The sequence below is a fragment of the Deltaproteobacteria bacterium genome, assembly GCA_016874775.1.
Classification (GTDB): Bacteria; Desulfobacterota; Binatia; order Bin18; family Bin18; genus VGTJ01.
The window spans coordinates 1-15,459 of the sequence record VGTJ01000155.1; the positions used below are offsets into that span (position 1 = coordinate 1).

17 protein-coding genes are annotated in these 15,459 nt (G+C 53.3%); 10 read left to right on the forward strand and 7 right to left on the reverse strand.

The features are described 5' to 3' along the window. The first annotated feature begins 18 nt into the window (after positions 1–18). The 4 genes from FJ147_21775 (at position 19) to FJ147_21790 (ending at position 5,523) form a co-directional block, all read left to right on the forward strand. Positions 19–2,157, forward strand: coding sequence for a TonB-dependent receptor (locus FJ147_21775; protein MBM4258513.1), 2,139 nt, complete (start codon positions 19–21; stop codon positions 2,155–2,157). Between the two features lie 652 nt (positions 2,158–2,809). Then, entirely contained in the window at positions 2,810–3,445 is a 636-nt protein-coding gene (locus tag FJ147_21780; GenBank protein MBM4258514.1) for a hypothetical protein, read from the forward strand. A 21-nt stretch (positions 3,446–3,466) separates the two neighbouring features. After that, positions 3,467–4,519: a transporter gene (locus tag FJ147_21785; GenBank protein ID MBM4258515.1), complete on the forward strand. Its 1,053-nt coding sequence runs from the start codon at positions 3,467–3,469 to the stop codon at positions 4,517–4,519. 107 nt (positions 4,520–4,626) lie between these two features. Next, positions 4,627–5,523: a redoxin domain-containing protein gene (locus tag FJ147_21790; GenBank protein ID MBM4258516.1), complete on the forward strand. Its 897-nt coding sequence runs from the start codon at positions 4,627–4,629 to the stop codon at positions 5,521–5,523. 67 nt (positions 5,524–5,590) lie between these two features. On the opposite strand, the gene FJ147_21795 is transcribed toward FJ147_21790, so the two are convergent. The 3 genes from FJ147_21795 to FJ147_21805 form a co-directional block, all read right to left on the reverse strand. Continuing rightward, positions 5,591–6,046: a hypothetical protein gene (locus tag FJ147_21795; GenBank protein ID MBM4258517.1), complete on the reverse strand. Its 456-nt coding sequence runs from the start codon at positions 6,044–6,046 to the stop codon at positions 5,591–5,593. A gap of 296 nt (positions 6,047–6,342) precedes the next feature. Next, a complete protein-coding gene (locus tag FJ147_21800) occupies positions 6,343–7,023 on the reverse strand; it encodes a hypothetical protein (GenBank protein ID MBM4258518.1) in 681 nt (226 codons plus the stop codon). A 70-nt stretch (positions 7,024–7,093) separates the two neighbouring features. Beyond that, a complete protein-coding gene (locus FJ147_21805) occupies positions 7,094–7,456 on the reverse strand; it encodes an HPF/RaiA family ribosome-associated protein (GenBank protein ID MBM4258519.1) in 363 nt (120 codons plus the stop codon). A 566-nt stretch (positions 7,457–8,022) separates the two neighbouring features. On the opposite strand from FJ147_21805, the gene FJ147_21810 reads away from it, so the two are divergent. The 3 genes from FJ147_21810 to FJ147_21820 all read left to right on the forward strand — a co-directional run bounded on the left by FJ147_21810 (position 8,023) and on the right by FJ147_21820 (position 9,723). Continuing rightward, positions 8,023–8,691 (forward strand): YceI family protein, encoded by a 669-nt coding sequence (locus tag FJ147_21810; protein ID MBM4258520.1) that lies wholly within the window; start codon positions 8,023–8,025, stop codon positions 8,689–8,691. A gap of 108 nt (positions 8,692–8,799) precedes the next feature. After that, positions 8,800–9,027, forward strand: a complete 228-nt coding sequence (locus FJ147_21815) for a hypothetical protein (protein MBM4258521.1) — start codon at positions 8,800–8,802, stop codon at positions 9,025–9,027. A 33-nt stretch (positions 9,028–9,060) separates the two neighbouring features. Then, positions 9,061–9,723 carry a transporter gene (locus FJ147_21820; protein MBM4258522.1) on the forward strand — a complete coding sequence of 221 codons (663 nt, stop codon included), beginning with the start codon at positions 9,061–9,063 and terminating at the stop codon, positions 9,721–9,723. 9 nt (positions 9,724–9,732) lie between these two features. On the opposite strand, the gene FJ147_21825 is transcribed toward FJ147_21820, so the two are convergent. Beyond that, entirely contained in the window at positions 9,733–10,467 is a 735-nt protein-coding gene (locus tag FJ147_21825) for a hypothetical protein (protein MBM4258523.1), read from the reverse strand. Between the two features lie 128 nt (positions 10,468–10,595). On the opposite strand from FJ147_21825, the gene FJ147_21830 reads away from it, so the two are divergent. Further along, complete coding sequence (locus FJ147_21830; GenBank protein MBM4258524.1) at positions 10,596–11,081, forward strand: hypothetical protein; 486 nt, start codon at positions 10,596–10,598, stop codon at positions 11,079–11,081. 36 nt (positions 11,082–11,117) lie between these two features. Here FJ147_21830 and FJ147_21835 read toward each other — a convergent pair whose 3' ends face one another. Together FJ147_21835 and FJ147_21840 are read right to left on the reverse strand one after the other, a co-directional pair. Next, the gene (locus tag FJ147_21835; protein ID MBM4258525.1) at positions 11,118–11,780 is read right to left on the reverse strand and encodes an NUDIX domain-containing protein; all 663 of its coding nucleotides are present in this window, start codon (positions 11,778–11,780) and stop codon (positions 11,118–11,120) included. A gap of 153 nt (positions 11,781–11,933) precedes the next feature. After that, positions 11,934–12,311, reverse strand: a complete 378-nt coding sequence (locus FJ147_21840; protein MBM4258526.1) for a VOC family protein — start codon at positions 12,309–12,311, stop codon at positions 11,934–11,936. Positions 12,312–12,691: 380 nt separating this feature from the next. Between FJ147_21840 and FJ147_21845 the strand changes: the two genes are divergently transcribed. After that, complete coding sequence (locus tag FJ147_21845; protein MBM4258527.1) at positions 12,692–13,333, forward strand: response regulator transcription factor; 642 nt, start codon at positions 12,692–12,694, stop codon at positions 13,331–13,333. Positions 13,334–13,665: 332 nt separating this feature from the next. Here the strand turns inward: FJ147_21845 and FJ147_21850 are convergent, their stop codons facing one another. Further along, positions 13,666–14,229, reverse strand: coding sequence for a hypothetical protein (locus FJ147_21850; protein ID MBM4258528.1), 564 nt, complete (start codon positions 14,227–14,229; stop codon positions 13,666–13,668). Between the two features lie 425 nt (positions 14,230–14,654). On the opposite strand from FJ147_21850, the gene FJ147_21855 reads away from it, so the two are divergent. Beyond that, on the forward strand, positions 14,655–15,347 hold the full coding sequence (locus FJ147_21855; protein ID MBM4258529.1) for a hypothetical protein: 693 nt from the start codon (positions 14,655–14,657) through the stop codon (positions 15,345–15,347). Positions 15,348–15,459: the final 112 nt, after the last annotated feature.

Genomic DNA, 15,459 nt, shown 5'->3' on the forward strand with positions numbered 1-15,459 from the left:
TGATCCGGCTTGGTCTGCATGCCCCCTAGTTCGCTCTCGCTGGCCTCTGTCAACAACGCCGATCGCTCACCGGTTACGGTTCAACGCGTGGACGGACATCCCCTCCCTGCAGACACCACAGAAGCAGCCCCGAAAGAAGCACGTACAGACAGTCCTGCTCGCTTGCAAGAATTGACAGTCACAGAACGTCGCCCAACGACCGCCGCGTCCTCGGACACCGTCCGTGCCCGTGATTACGAGTTACGCCCACATACCACCACGCAGGAAATTCTCAACAACCTGCCAGGTCTGGTGGCAAGCCAACACGCTGGCGGCGGGAAAGCGATGCAGTATTTTCTCCGCGGTTTCGACAATGATCACGGCACCGATGTCGCACTTTTTGTCGATGGTATCCCGGTCAACATGGTGAGTCATGCACACGGCCAAGGCTATGCCGACCTGAACTTTCTCATTCCTGAGGTTGTTGATCGAGTCGAATTTTCAAAAGGATCGTACGCCGCGCAGTGGGGCGATTTCGCCAACTCTGGAGCGGTCAATTTCATCACCAAAGACAATGCGGCAGAAAACTCGCTGCAAGCGCTCGGCGGTTCCTTTAACACCATGCGTTACACTGCGGTGCTCTCACCGAAGCTCGGTCCGGTGCAGAGTCTACTCGCGAGCGAGGTCTATTTTTCTGACGGTCCATTCAAGAACCCAGAAAACTATCGTCGCTATAATTTATTCGGCAAGTTTACTCTCGCCCCGACACCAGAGTCGAAACTGACACTGTGGGCCTCAACCCACGATGGGGATTGGGACGCTTCTGGTCAGCTTCCGCTCCGCGAAGTCCGCGCGGGTCGCCTCAATCGCTTTGGCGCGCTTGATCCTACTGAAGGCGGGCGTTCCGACCGACAGAATCTCAATCTGATCTACACGTACACGCCACGTGCCCAAGAGAGTTGGTTCGTACAATTGTATGGTAGTCGCTACAAGCTCCGCTTGTTCTCAAACTTCACGTTTTTCACGAGAGATCCGAATCGCGGCGACGGCATCAATCAAGACGACAGTCGCATCATGTACGGCGGTCGTATTCACTATGACCGGTTGTGGTCACTGCGTGAGCTACCGGTCAAGACTACGATTGGCTTCGAAACGCGCAACGACGATGCTAACGTCGGCCTCTTTCGCCAACAGCGCCGCCAACGCCTCGCCACCACGAATGCGGTCAATATCGAAGAACGTTCGTTCAGTGGGTACGTCCAACAAGAATTTTTTTGGCGTGAATGGTTACGGTTACAGCTCGCTGTGCGCGGGGATCTCTTCTTCTTCGATGTCAACGATCGACGTCCTTCACGAGCCACATCAGCGCCTCGCCTCCGCGGAAACACTGTTGATGGTATCGTCAATCCCAAAGCAAACCTGATCCTCTCTCCATTCGTCAATAAAAACACCCTCTGGCGCTCTACCGAATTCTTTCTCAACTTTGGTATGGAATATCACTCTAATGACGCTCGTGACGCGGTACGACGTGGAAGCACGCCCCTGGCACGCGCAACTGGTGGAGAATTCGGGATACGAACGAATCTCTGGGACCGGCTCGACCTTGCCACCTCGTTGTGGCTGCTCGATTTGAACAGCGAGTTGGTCTTTGTCGGTGATGAAGGCACCACGGAAGCGAGTGGTCCGACGCGACGCTGGGGTGTCGACTTCGAGGTACGGTATCGGCTGCTCCCTTGGCCCCTGGCAGACCTTGATCTCACCTATGCTGATCCACGCTTTCGTACCGGACAGGCATCTGCGGTTCCGCTCGCTCCTACATTGTTACTGAACAGCGGACTGACGGCGCAATTCACCTATGGGTTTTCTGGTGCACTGCGCGTACGCTATCTCGACGACCGCCCTGCGACAGAAGACCGCAGCCTGACTGCTCGTGGTTATCTACTTCTTGATCTCATCCTCAAGTATCGTTGGCGTAGCGTCGAAGCCTCACTACAAGTGCTTAATCTCACTGATACCGACTGGCGACAGACGCAGTTTGCCACGAGTTCCTGTGTGCGACGAGAAGTCGGCGTTGACTCACGCTGCCCTCTTGGTGGCAACGGCGAGGGCATCCCCTACATCAATTTTGTCCCAGGTGCACCAGTCAACGTGCGTGGTGGACTGACAGTCTTTTTCTAAGTGAACGTGGGAGTTGCACAGCGCGAGCACTTCCGGTAAACAGCGGAGCGTCATGAGTTCGCAGCTGCGCTTCACGATTTCATTACGCCTGTGTGCCACGATCACGTTTCTTTGCTATCTGGCGGCTGGTGCGAGCCTCACCCTTCCGTCGCTCGACTCTTGCCTCCGTTGCGTAAAAGAGAAGCACCATACTGGCATGAAAACCGGAACCTCCTGCCCACTTTCTTATCACGGACAAAAGCAGGATTGTCACGGTAGCGACAGCAAATCTTCAGGTTCTATCAGACTCTGCCCTGATGGCTGCTTACGCCACGATGAACAGAGTAGTGAAGTAGCCTCGATTGCAAAGTTCCTTTCGTCTTCCTGGTCGATGGGCTTAGCAATGAACCCCATCGACCAACTTCCATCTGAGCCCTTACAGATGGGCCCCTATCGCTCGGTATCTCCTCCACAGCACCCGCCCTCTCTGCGCTCGTAGTCGACTCTCGTCCAGCGGCAAATGATGGGCTGATCATCTCTCTACAAGGAGCGACACGTCTTTGTGCCTGTAGACGGTTCCTCGTGCACACGGCATCCGGTGTTCGCTCACCTGTGGATTGTGTTCATGCTCACCCTCAAAACTCAACCAAATCAGAGAGGAAGGACCATCGCTATGCATCGCAACAAAACAGTGCTCTTTTGTATTGCAACTCTTTTTATACTCGCATTGAACAACGACGCATCCGCTCACGGAGATGGTAACGGTGGCGGTAAGAGTCTGGTGAAGATCGCTTTCACGCCCAATCCCAATGTCCCAGAATTCGCCAATGCCAAAGGGATAGTGCAGGTCGACCTCAAGAAAGGCGTCATCGAGATTGAGGCGCTCACAAGATTTCCTTTCAACACGGTCAGGAATCGCATCCTGCCAGTCGATGTCACGTCGACAATCGATCCTCGTTTGAAAGGGCACGACGGCGAACCTGGGGGAACGAGTTGTCACGCAGCAGAAGGCAAGTGGTCATGTCATGTCCACTCCTATGTCGTTTGGCTTGCAGAATTAGAAGACGGTGCACTCGGTCACCCTATCCCGCTGGGAACAATTTACCCACGTACCGACGGAACCACGGCAGAGCGCAGTTTCACTCTTCGTGAAGGAGACCTTTCAGGTTTTGGTATGAACGTTGTCATCATCACGGCGGAAGTGACCTTTGGTCCACTGCCCTCGATCACGCATGGACATGATGGTGGCGAGTCAGAAGTCCAGCTCGTGCCACGCGGTCCAGTCGTCATGCAAGCAAACCTTCCCTAAGCGATACCAAAGGAGAACAACATGCACTGCAGAATACTTGCCGCGTGTGTGGTCGCCTTGGGAACGTTTCTCAGTCGACCACCACAGAGTCTTGCGTCTTGCGGTCAGGCCTTCTGTCCGATTGAGACATCGACAACAACGGAACGCCATCCGCACGGCGGAGAGTTACAATTAAATTTAAATTACGAATTTATCGAGATGAATGATCCGTTCATCGGGACCGATAGCGCCCGTGTCGGCGAGATTCGTCGCGCCCATGATGAACAATTTACACGGAATCAGACGACAAAATTCACCCTCGACTATGGCCTATCGCCGCGACTCACCCTTGGGGCACTGATCCCTTTTGTCGACCGCTTACATCAACACTTGGCGCATGAAGAAAAGGAAGTCGTGGGCGGTGGTGTCGGAGAGACGGAAATAGTCGACGAAACCAAGCGGTGGCGGTATCAAGCCTTGGGCGACCTACAACTCAGCGCTCGATATTTACTCCTCAAGCCAGACACCCCGCTCCAACCCGCTTTTTCACTGATCGTCGGAATGAAATTACCGACTGGTCGCACCAACGTAAAAGACGATAGCGGAGAAAAAGCCGAACTCACGCTGCAACCGGGGAACGGCTCGTGGGATGGAATTGTTGGGGTGTCATATGTCCAGCACTTCACTGTGGCAACAGCCCAACGACAGACCGCATTGGCCCCTCTATTTGTGACAGCGCTCGGGCGTTTTCCCGTCGGTAACGGAAAGTTCGGCTATCGCCCCGGCAGTGAGCTGTTTCTCAACTTCGGCACGGCGTATCCTGTCTTCCGCAACTTCGACATTCTGGCGCAAGTCAATTTTCATTATCGCGATCGTGACAACATTGGCCATGCCCCTGGGGTCGAACAGGTCGACACGGGACGAGAAACGCTCTTCCTGAGCCCTGGCATGCGCTATCATGTCACGAACAACTTGGCCGTGTATGCACTGATGCAATTTGCGGTGTATCGTCGCGTCAATGGCATCCAGTTGACTTCGGACTGGAATGTGACATCTGGTATCTCATACCGGTTCAACTTGTTCTCGCGCGTGTAACGTGGAATTTCCTGCCCTTACCCTCACCCGCAGCCACTTCGTGTCTGCTGCCCTCGCCCTTTTAAGGGAGAGGGATAGGGTGAGGGGAGTAACGCAAACAACTACCAATGCCAACACAAGTCACTATCCCTTCTGGAAGAATCTCTCGCCAAGGTGATCAACACCCTTATCGAATCGTCAGTTTTGAATGGTTCACGGCCTTCCTCCTCGCGATCACCATGATGGCTTGTCAGCAGCCGCCGGAACGACGCTATGATGTCGAAGGAACGGTCGTCTCCGTTGATGCAAAGCGTAAACAGGTCACCATCAACCACCAGGATATTCCTGGGTACATGGACGCAATGACAATGCCGCTCTCACTGAAGGAAGAGTGGCCCTACAAAGTACTGAGCACTGGAGACCGTATCCAAGCAGTTCTTGTCGTACAAGGAGATCAGTCCTGGCTCGAGGAAGTCAGCATCACGCGCGCACCTCAGGAAACGACAGACCCCCTTCCTGAAGAAACACAGAGTGAGTTTTCTCCCTACCCTGCTGCGGATTTCACACTGACTGATCAGGACGGGCAACCGTTTTCCCTTTCTAGCCTGCGCGGGAAACTCGTCGTGCTTGACTTCATCTTCACACGCTGCCCAGGGCCATGTCCGTTGTTGTCATTGAAGTTTTCTCAGCTTCAACACAAACTCGGCGAGCGCCTCGGCAAAGATGTCATGCTACTCTCTATTACTATTGATCCGCGACATGACACGCCTGCGATTCTCAAGGAATATGCGCAACGCTACTCGGCCAATCTCGCTGGCTGGAAGTTTCTCGTCGGCAGCACCAGAGATACGATTATGACAGCCTCCGCTTTTGGCGCAGACTATCAAGCCAATCAAGACGGCATCGTTGATCATCGGCTTGTGACGTGTGTCATCAACCGCGAAGGTGTCGTCGTCGAGGAATTTGTTGGGACAAGTTATACGGTGGACGAGGTCCTTACCGCGATTGAAAAGCATTCCTCGTGATGAGCCTTCAGAATGCTCGTGGTAAGGCACACGCTCTACGCAGTGAACGATTCTTCTGTGGTCCAATTTAGGCTGCCAAAGCCAAACGGGCACTCCCTGGCGTAGTCGACGGTTGCGTGGCTCCTCGGCTGGGATGTGAGCGTGCCCCTGATTGTCGAATGCTCCGTAGTCCTCGACGGAGATAGTCTGGATCAAGACGTAAGTGGAGACAAATACTTTCGAAAGAGTACAGATACTCTCGCTCCTGAGACCAGAACCAACGATATGTCTCAGCAAACAGTCGTTTGCCGCGATGAGTCTTGGCAGAGGCATACTGTAGATATGCATTTATGGCTTCCTGTAGGACCGCCAACATCAGCAGTCGCTCTCCCGTCCAATTCACGTGTGATTCCTGTGGCGGAGTAAAAAACTGTTCAGGCAACAGAGCTACCGATACCTGTAGGTCACCCTCGATTCGTGGCAAGAGTGGGGCAGTGAGTGTCGCGGCAGATCGAGTGTGGCGGCGCGGTTTTGCTTTTCCCATGTGGTCACCTCATTTATTGAGAGGGGGGTAGCGACCCCTCGGTTGTGTCTTCCACATGATATATAGGCACACTTCGCATTAAGGTAAAATAGATAATAAATTCATTGTGTATTTAATAAATCTATTGTTCACAAATGCTATCTCAAACTGCGACATGAGAGGGGTGTCGGTTTGTACGCAGCATATGACGCTGCAAAAGAAAACGCCCGATCAAGAAAGATCGGGCGTTGATACACGTCGCTTGGGGGGTGCGACGTTGGGGAACACGGTAAAGTTACGAACACCTACGTGGCCGATCAGAGGGTGCTCTTTTCAACAACAGGTGCACTCTCGTCGTCCCGATAAGCGCCAGAGGTCACAACTTGCGATAGCAGCGGACGATGCCAACCAGGTGTTTCCCTGGTAATGTCATCAAAGAGCTGTCTACAGTCATGGGCAGCTAAGGCGCAGGTATTTCGCAATGCGGAGAGACCCTGGTCTATGGAAAGGACGTGGCGCCTGCCGTTGGAGTTGGCTGCGAACTTTTGAGAAGGGACTACCGAACTCAGAACCAACTGGCCGATGTCGAACGTGCGCGTGTTACGGAGAAATCCAGACAATTGGACTTCAGCACGGATATTTTCCTCCGATGTCAGTTGTTCGAACACCGACATGGAAGTCCGAATGCGAAGTTGCCGTGGCCACACAATCGTGCGCCAGAGGTGTCGATCATTAACCCAGGTAAGGTTGAGGACCAGGGAGCCACGCTCGTTCGTGAACTGATACAAGTTGCTTCCAGAATGCTCAGGGCGGATATCGTCAAGATCACAATTCGTACACACAACCCGCCCTTTGACCGTGATCGGTCGCATTAACGGATCTCCCATGATTGAAGGCCCGTGTCCTCCAGAAGGCGCTGCTCCCACTACCGATGGAACACCAGGTAGTAGAAGAATACTTGCCACTATGGCAAAGCATACCGTCCGCAGTTGTTTCACGGTTCTCTCCTCTCTTTTCGTTGTAAGAGTGATACGGTTCCGATGCCTGTGTCTCGGCGATAGTTCCGCTTCACATCTGCAGCGCTGCTGTCCTGCCAATCCGGTCCATCAGAGCTCTCTGTTGTGGGTAGCTATGAGAGCGACCAATCTCGTTCGCCACTGCGCGTCCTAAGCGATCGGCGGCACGGTCTGCCGCGACGCTCACATTCGTGTCACGTACTTCGACACGAAGATGTCCGGCATAAGTGAGAGCTGCGGTCATCCGGCACTGTTTGTCGACGCCACCACGAGGGCCATTGAGGTCTTCAATCATGACCGTCACAGTTCCGATCCGGGCGCTAAAGCGTCCGAGGGCAAAGTGGACTCGGCGTTCAATATGCTCGTGTAGCGACTTTGAGTTCTCGAGAGCTCGGCTGCGGATATGTATCTTCATGCGGCCTCCTATTCTTTTCTAATTCTTGTCCTTCTTCATGCATAGAGAGCATCCCTCCGCTCAGCAAATAGATAATTTTGCATGATCCATAGAGAAATGCGATGCACGACACTTGGAGAATGTAGAAAGGTGCTGTGACCTAGTAGTCAGTCATGTTGATTCTGAGGGGTGAACGTAGCGGCGTCATTCCCGCGAAAGCGGGAATCCAGGGAGGTTAAGTTGTGGTTCCTGCTTGAAGATCCTGGATGCCCGCCTGCGCGGGCATGACGAAATCGACCCCGCAAATTCAGCGTGACTGACTACTAGGTTGATCGCGCAGTCGTGACACGACGCGAGCAAAAGAAGACGTCACCCACCACAGCCCCAGAGGATTATGGAGACAGCGAAGGCGACACTCACCGCGAGAGTGTTGGCACAGCAAAAGGTGCAGGCCCTCGTCGATAACCAACGGTCCTCGTCTTCAGGCATGTGCTGGGCGGTGCTCTTTCTGCGTGCTACAGTGCGTAGCGACAGTATGACTCAGGGGGCAAGATCTCACGCCATAGCCCCTGACATCGTTCCAAATTATGAACAGAGAGCTTATGCGCCGTATTCTAGATAAGGGGGTGTCATGGCAAGTGTTCCTCGCCATCGTCGGTTTGGCGTCTGTGTCGTTTGCGGAGACCAGAACCACATACACTGTCGATCCAGCACGAAGTGAGCTGGTCGTGCAACTGTTCAAGGCTGGCGTCGGGTCAGCCTTAGCGCATGACCATATTGTCCGGGCCACTGCCTTTGTCGGCCAAGTGCAGCTTGATCTCACGACTCCTGCCAACGGCGCCATTGCAGTCGAAGTGCAAACCGCGTCCCTCGCAGTCGACGAACCTGAGATGCGCAAAAAGTATAGTCTGGCATCACGACTCAGCGACAAAGATCGCCAACAGATCCAGGAGACCATGCAGTCGTCATCGCAGCTCGCTGTGGTGCAATATCCGACGATGACATTCACCTCTACACGGATCGAGGCCCGAACGCCGGGTACGTACGCAGTGACTGGGAACCTCGTGATCCGCGGTATCGCACAAAAGGTGAATTTTCTTGTTCAGCTTGAACCAAACGGAAAGGCGCTTCATGCGAAAGGGTCCTTTCGTTTCAAACAAAGTCTCTTCGGTTATCAGCCATACAGCGCCCTTTTGGGAGCGGTACGGAATGAGGATGAGGTACTGCTTCACTTTGACGTTCTCGCTACACCGTAAAGATACACAAAACTTTTCGCTCTGAGGAAATAAAATCTCGCACGCGCGTATTGAGTGTTGAAAAGGGACACGTACATTCATCCCCTTTCATCTCTCAAGAGACACGCAATGCGTAACGTGATTTTTATACGTCTATGGTGGGTAAGGACGGTATTGCTCGTGACCTTGTGCTGCTCAACCCTGGCCGTTCGTACAGCCCGAGCAACGGAAGATCTCGATAGCGATCGCCCTGAAGCCTGGGCGATGAATTATTTTTCTTCAGTCTCACTTTTGGCTGGCCTTGGCACGCCGTTTAGCCGCGAGCCAGGCTCAATCGAAATTGGTGCGGAGATGTAATGGCTTCCGCAACTGAGTAAATCGAAGCAACGTGTGGGGTTTAACGGTCTCAAACCTGAAGACCTCAACCAGGCGCCAATCTTCGCTCGTCCGCGCCTCACAATTGGTTTACCCTGGCGTACGGCGTTAACCCTAGCGTATCTTCCTCCGATACGTGTATTCGGGGTCAAACCGCATCTGTTCGCCTTTGCCTTGGAACGCCCCCTCTATGAACGAGGTCCCTGGACTCTTGGCCTGCGATTGTACGGACAGGTCGGACAGCTCAAAGGAGCCTTCACGTGCCCCAAAGATGTGGCAAAATTCCCACCCAGCACACCGCAAAATCCTTTTGGCTGCAATAAGAAATCTCACGATTCTGTCACTCAGCAGTATGGTGGTGTGGAGTTCAGTGGCTCATATCGATTCGAACACTATGTTCCTGGCCTCACTCCATATATCGCGGTCGCCGGTAATTTCCTCGACAACAAGATGCAGGTAAAAGCACGGACGTTTGGCAATCGCGACCGCAATCGTCTATTCGCCCAAACCTGGACGTTCTCAGCAACCGCGGGTGTCATCTATCCGCTCACGGACCGCATTTTCCTGAACATGAGCCTCTTTTACACGCCTCTCTGGATCCGACGTCCACCAGCAACAGATAGTGAGAATGGCGCGCTCTTCAATATCCGTGCTGGCATTAGCTATAGATGGGGGTAAGAGCCTCTCCTATTCCGCCAGCCGTTGCACCAAAAAGACAAAAGCCACACCAGAAAGTGTCGCGAGCGGAAGCCAGCGCGAATGGCCAGATTCATGTGCGGCTGGCAGTAAGCTACTCGCGCCAAGATAGAGGAACACACCAGCAAACCACCCCAGCGAAAGCGCAAGCATCGGTGCGGGAATCGTCACAACAGATTGCAATATGGCTCCGATCAATGGAGCGAGAGCCGCAACGATGAGCATGAGAAGCGTCGCCTTAGTACTGTGTTGGGTCCCAAGCATGACACCGACCGTACTTGCTCCATCTGCCAACTTGTGAAGCAAGACCGCTGCAGAGACGACCCACCCCACTTCTTCGCCAGCTTGAAAGGCACTGCCAATGGCCACGCCATCAAAAAAACTATGCACACTGATTCCCGCCGCACCCCAGGCACCAACCTGGCAGGAATGATTATAATGGGCAGGATGATCACGTTCTTCAGAGTGGTGGGCGCCATGCTCAAAGAGATAAAATACGAGAAATCCCAAACTGCAGGCAAACAGTAGGTGATGATGATGCCACGTCGTTTGAGAAGATTCGAGTAATTGCAACGCGTCAGGAATCACATCCATCAGCGCTCCAGCAACCAACGCGCCGGCACAAAAGGCAAGCACAAGCCCACGATAGGCCTGCAAGCGAAGGACCAGCAGCCCACCACCTAAGGTCACTAAACACGTCGCACCTGACACCAGTAACGCTGTCATAAAGGCTCGTCAGCATACGTGGCCCCTGACTCATCAGCAAGCACCCCATCTGCTGTTGCGATTGCTTTGCGTTTACAATATCGTCGGTATCACACCCCACAGGAAATTTACGCTCAGGAGTTTGCATTATGGGATCCTTACGTATCGAAGGTGCTGTTACCACACGGCGTGACTTTAGTTTCGCGGACTTAGCCGCGCTCCCCAATCAGATAGCTGATGTGAGTCAACTAGTCCCTGGCCGTGAAGGCGGAGGTGTTCGGTTGCAATCGATTCTTGACCAGGTTGCGCCAACCGCTGCCGCACAACACCTCACGCTACAATCGAGCGATGGAAAGTTTTCTGCCAGTATCCCGCTCGCCGCCGTACGTGAGGCTATTGTGGCGTATCGCTTAGGCAACGAACCGCTACCAGAAAAAAAGGGCGGCCCGTTTCGTTTCCTCATTCCGCATATTGAAGAATGCGCAATCGGTGAGGTTGATGCATGTGCAAATGTGAAATTTCTCGCGCGCATTGAGTTGAGCCAACAGCCTGGGGCAGACAATCGCCCAACCAGCAAGACCTCACATGAAGAGCATCACACAAAAGAGGGACATGAGCACCTCAAGCATGACTAACGATCGTCATCAATAAGGCAAACGGCACCAGCTTTCTCACTTGCGCCGTAACATTGGAATCTCCTCCAAATAGCGCAGAGGAATTCCGAGTTGGTCTGATAACAGAGTAAGCACCCGTAGCGTGATGCCGAACACCGTGCCCTGCGGCAATCGAATCGCTGGATAGACAAGCGTGTCGCCCTGGTCGCCTAACACCAGGTGATCGAGATTCTGCGCACTCCAGATCTCAGAAACTGGCGTCCAGAACGCATCTGCGACTTCTGGTCCACATTGTAACGATGGCAGTGGCGCTGGGACATGACAGACAAAGGCATCGAGCAACAACAATTTCTCGCGCCCGGCAAGGCGAATACGGAGTTGGGGCAACTGCACCAACTCGGCCTCTGCGCCAATGTCGACCCCAACTTCTTCTTGCACTTCGCGCCGTAGCGTTTGCAGTGGCGTCTCATCACCGGAGCGTGAGCCTCCAGGAAAGGCGATATGTTCAGACCACGGGTCGGCCTCCCATTTCGCACGACGGATAAAACAAATATGCGGAAGAGGATCGGCATCAGCAACCAGTACACAGACCGAAGCATGGCGAGGAGCGTGAGAGAGAGGACCATCATGTGCCGCATGCCTCTCTAAGGCTGTTTTCAGGACAGTGAAACTTTTCATCGATCTTCCTTCTCCTTCCTCCCTGGCAAAACGCGAGAGCATTCACCTCGGAGTGAAAGCGAAAGCTTCTACTGCACGTTCCGCTGTGCCGTTAAGAAAGGGTCACAGACGAATGAAAACGGAGAAACGAGGGGAAATACCGGAAGGGAACCGTCTCACACTGAATGTGAGACGGTGAAAAAAGCATCAGGCTGCTTACTTCATGCAGATGGCGTTCAGCTTATTGCCATCGGGATCACGGAAATAGGCAATGTAGGGCCCCTTATCGCCGCCACGGCGACCTGGTGCACCTTCATCTTTGCCACCCAATTCCATCGCTTTTTTGTAGGCAGCATCGACTTTCGCCGGACTGTCAGCAGCAAGCGCAACCATAACACCATTCCCAGCACTGGCCGCCTTGCCATCAAACGGGGTGCAGATCGCTAGATTCACACCGCCAGGTGCGCCCAGCATCTTCAGTCGCCCCATATCCATCAACACTTTGGTCTCTGGATTGAGTTCCTTCAACACCGCGCTATAGAACTTCGTCGCCCGCTCCATGTCGTTCGTACCAATTGTGACATACGCAAGCATAATGAGCCTCCTTTCGATCTCCTCCATTGAAATCTCGTGCATTGCCGTACCAGAGATCGAGCGTTGAGGCAAGCGACGGTTCAGTCTTTTGATATATGATTGCTGACCAGCCAGTTTTTCTCTGGAAAAACCAAGCCACTCTTCTTACCTCCACCTACGTCTTCCGTTCATCGATCCTCAGTCAGCCTCTCCCCTTACGCATGCGGGGGTCTCAACGATAGTGATGGTATTGTCTCAAATTCAGATCCATCGTCTCAAGTTCAGACTTCTCATTCCTGTATTCTTGACCAACGACTTGTTCCTTCACCTGTTTTCTCCCACGGTCAAGCTGGCATTGGATTTGCCCCCTCTTCAATCAAGAAGCAGGCGAAGAGACCTCTATGGCCAGGATCTTCCTCGTTGAAGCTCGTGCTATTCTCCAGTATGGACTCAAAGAAATAGTACAGCTCGCACCCGACATGACGGTTGTTGCCGAAGCCTCACGCGCGGCACAAGCACGTACACTCGCCCATTCGTGTGAATGGGATGCAGCAATCCTAGACATAGCATTTCCCGACGGGGTCGAGTTCGATCTCGTGCAAGAGTGGCGACGTGAATATCCGCATCGCCCCATTCTGATTTTCACCCTGTATCCTGATGAACAGCTTGCACTCCGTGCCCTGAAAGCCGGGGTAGCAGGATACCTTACTATTGACAACACTCCGGAAGAGGTCATTACGGCACTACGGAACGTCATGGCTGGGCACAAGCATATCCCGTCCTGGCTTACGGAACGGATGATTAGCGCTCTTACCCGCTCAGCAGTTCCGCATGAGACGTTATCTAATCGTGAGTATGAGATTTTCTGCTTGCTCGCATCGGGAAAAACAATTTCCGAGATTGGCAGACAACTAAGGCTCAGTGTGAAAACGATCAGCACGCATCGGGCACGGATTTTAGAGAAGGTCAACCTCAAGAACAATGCCCAGCTGACACAATATGCGATCACGCACGGATTGGTCAGGATACAGGATGCAACCTAAATCACACCACAGCAGATTGGTACAGCAGGCCTGTCACCCTGAGTGCAACGAAGGGTCTCCCAGCGAGATTCTTCGCACTGCTCAGACTAACACGTCGGCGAGGTCGCATCGTAGCGAGGCAGATACCGAGGCACGAGGAATCGTGCCTCAATGCTACGGAGGAGATCACCACGGTCGTGTTCTCCTCCGGCACGGAAGGTTATTGCTGAAGGGTTCTTGTTGGTGAACAATTCATCTTGTGCAGCAACAGAGCGCGTGCTACGTCACGCTGTGCTGGTTGTTCTTCTCAGAGAGCCCGAGGGCCCAACCCCAACCGGCTCTCTTTCTTACCACTACAGAGCTGCGCGCTGGTCTTCTTTACTGCCAGCGCTATTACCACCACCAACCGGCGGCGGCGTGTTTTCTTTGCACTGGAGGTTCTCGGCAATCAGATTGTTCAAGAGCGTCACACCACCAGTGTTCTGGAACACCTGCATATTGCCACCGACATCGTTGCGCGTGGCGCGGAGGGGGCCACGGTTCGATTCCAGTTGCACATCGCCATCCACCGTAGCGCGGTCAAGCCTAGCACTGCCGCCTTGCTTGATCTGGATGTTTCCGCCGACAAATGACCCGGGATTCACAAAGACGGCTCGTGCACCTTCTGCCTGAATGTTCCCAGTCACTCGCACGCCACTGGCACTCAATGTTGCACCGCTCGACACTTGCACCGTACCTTGGGCCCGCGTGCCATTGAGCGTGCACGTGCTGCCACTCGGTACAAGAATGTTGTCAAGCGTTACTGGACCGATCGTGCCGGTACAGACTGTCTCTTCGGCAAAAGCTGGGGCCGTGCTTCCTAACATCGCGCCGAGAGCCAACGCGAGTGACGTTCTCCCTATTCGACGTTTTTGCATACTCGGACTCCTTCTTCGCTATGCGCTTCTCCACAGAAAAGAAGCGGTTACGCACCAATCAGCTCACCTTCCGTTCATCAGATAAAACATCCTGTGATTGTTCTCTCTGACGCTGCTCATTATGCATACGATGGCAGTCTCAACAAAGAGAAAAACTTCAGAAAAACCTGTGAAGTAGCCTCAGAAAATTTCTGATTTGCGTCACGTAACGTTCAGAGTTCTCCTGATACGTTTTGGGGATTTCTTCATCGTGCAAGCATCCTCTCTGCGAGTTACTCTTTCGCACAAAGGAAAACAGCGCGAGGCACACCACGAGGCCTCTCGCTGCTTTGCGAATCTTTTTTTGCTTCTCCTTACTTGCTAAGCCCCCTCGTTTCTTGCAATGGTAAGAGCTGATCTATTTTTCGCTGTCACCGTCTGTCATTATGTATTGGACCGTCGGAAGAAAAATCACCAGTGGTTTAGCGTTGCTGGTCGGTATCAGCACGGTCTCCCTCTTGGTCGTGTATCGTGGACTCTCTTCTGTCAACATCGCGATGCAAGAACTGGCAGACATCGAACAGCCCATCACCGCCGCTGCCTATGAGATGGAAATTAACGTCAATGGTATGGGACTCGCGGTATTGAAATACCTTAATGCGCAGGATTCGCTTGCCAGCGAGGAAGTCAAGCGCGATGAAGCTGACTTTGAGCGCTTTTATGCCGATTATGTACGCCTCAGTCGCAGCCAGCGGGCCAAGGATGCTGGTCTCGCTATTGGCGAGAAGTATGCACAGTTCAAAACTGCCGGTCACGCCTTGATGCAAAAGCGCAATGACCATGCGGTACTCGACGAAGCAGTGATGGAGCACGTCGAAGCCATCGATGTGATTATCGATCAACAGCTGCAACCGCTCGCCGATCGGACAAGAGCGCAGATGTTCGAGAAAGTTGAAGCGATTCTCGACCTTGAAGCTGCTATCGCTGAAGTCGCGTTGTGGCTCAGCAATTATCGCCGGCGTCCACAGGAAACAACGCGACAGTTAATTGTCAAACACAGCCACGAGTTTTCTCGTACGCTGTCTCACCTTCTCACCTTGCAGTTGACAGGTGGGGAGCAACACTGGGCATCCCTGTAAAGGTCTGAATCTTTCATGATTTCGCGGGTTCTGCTGAGATAGGCGCGTGTCGTGGGGAGAAACTCAAGTTCAGGGAGAGAGAAGGGAACACGCGATGATCTTAGGAGCATGC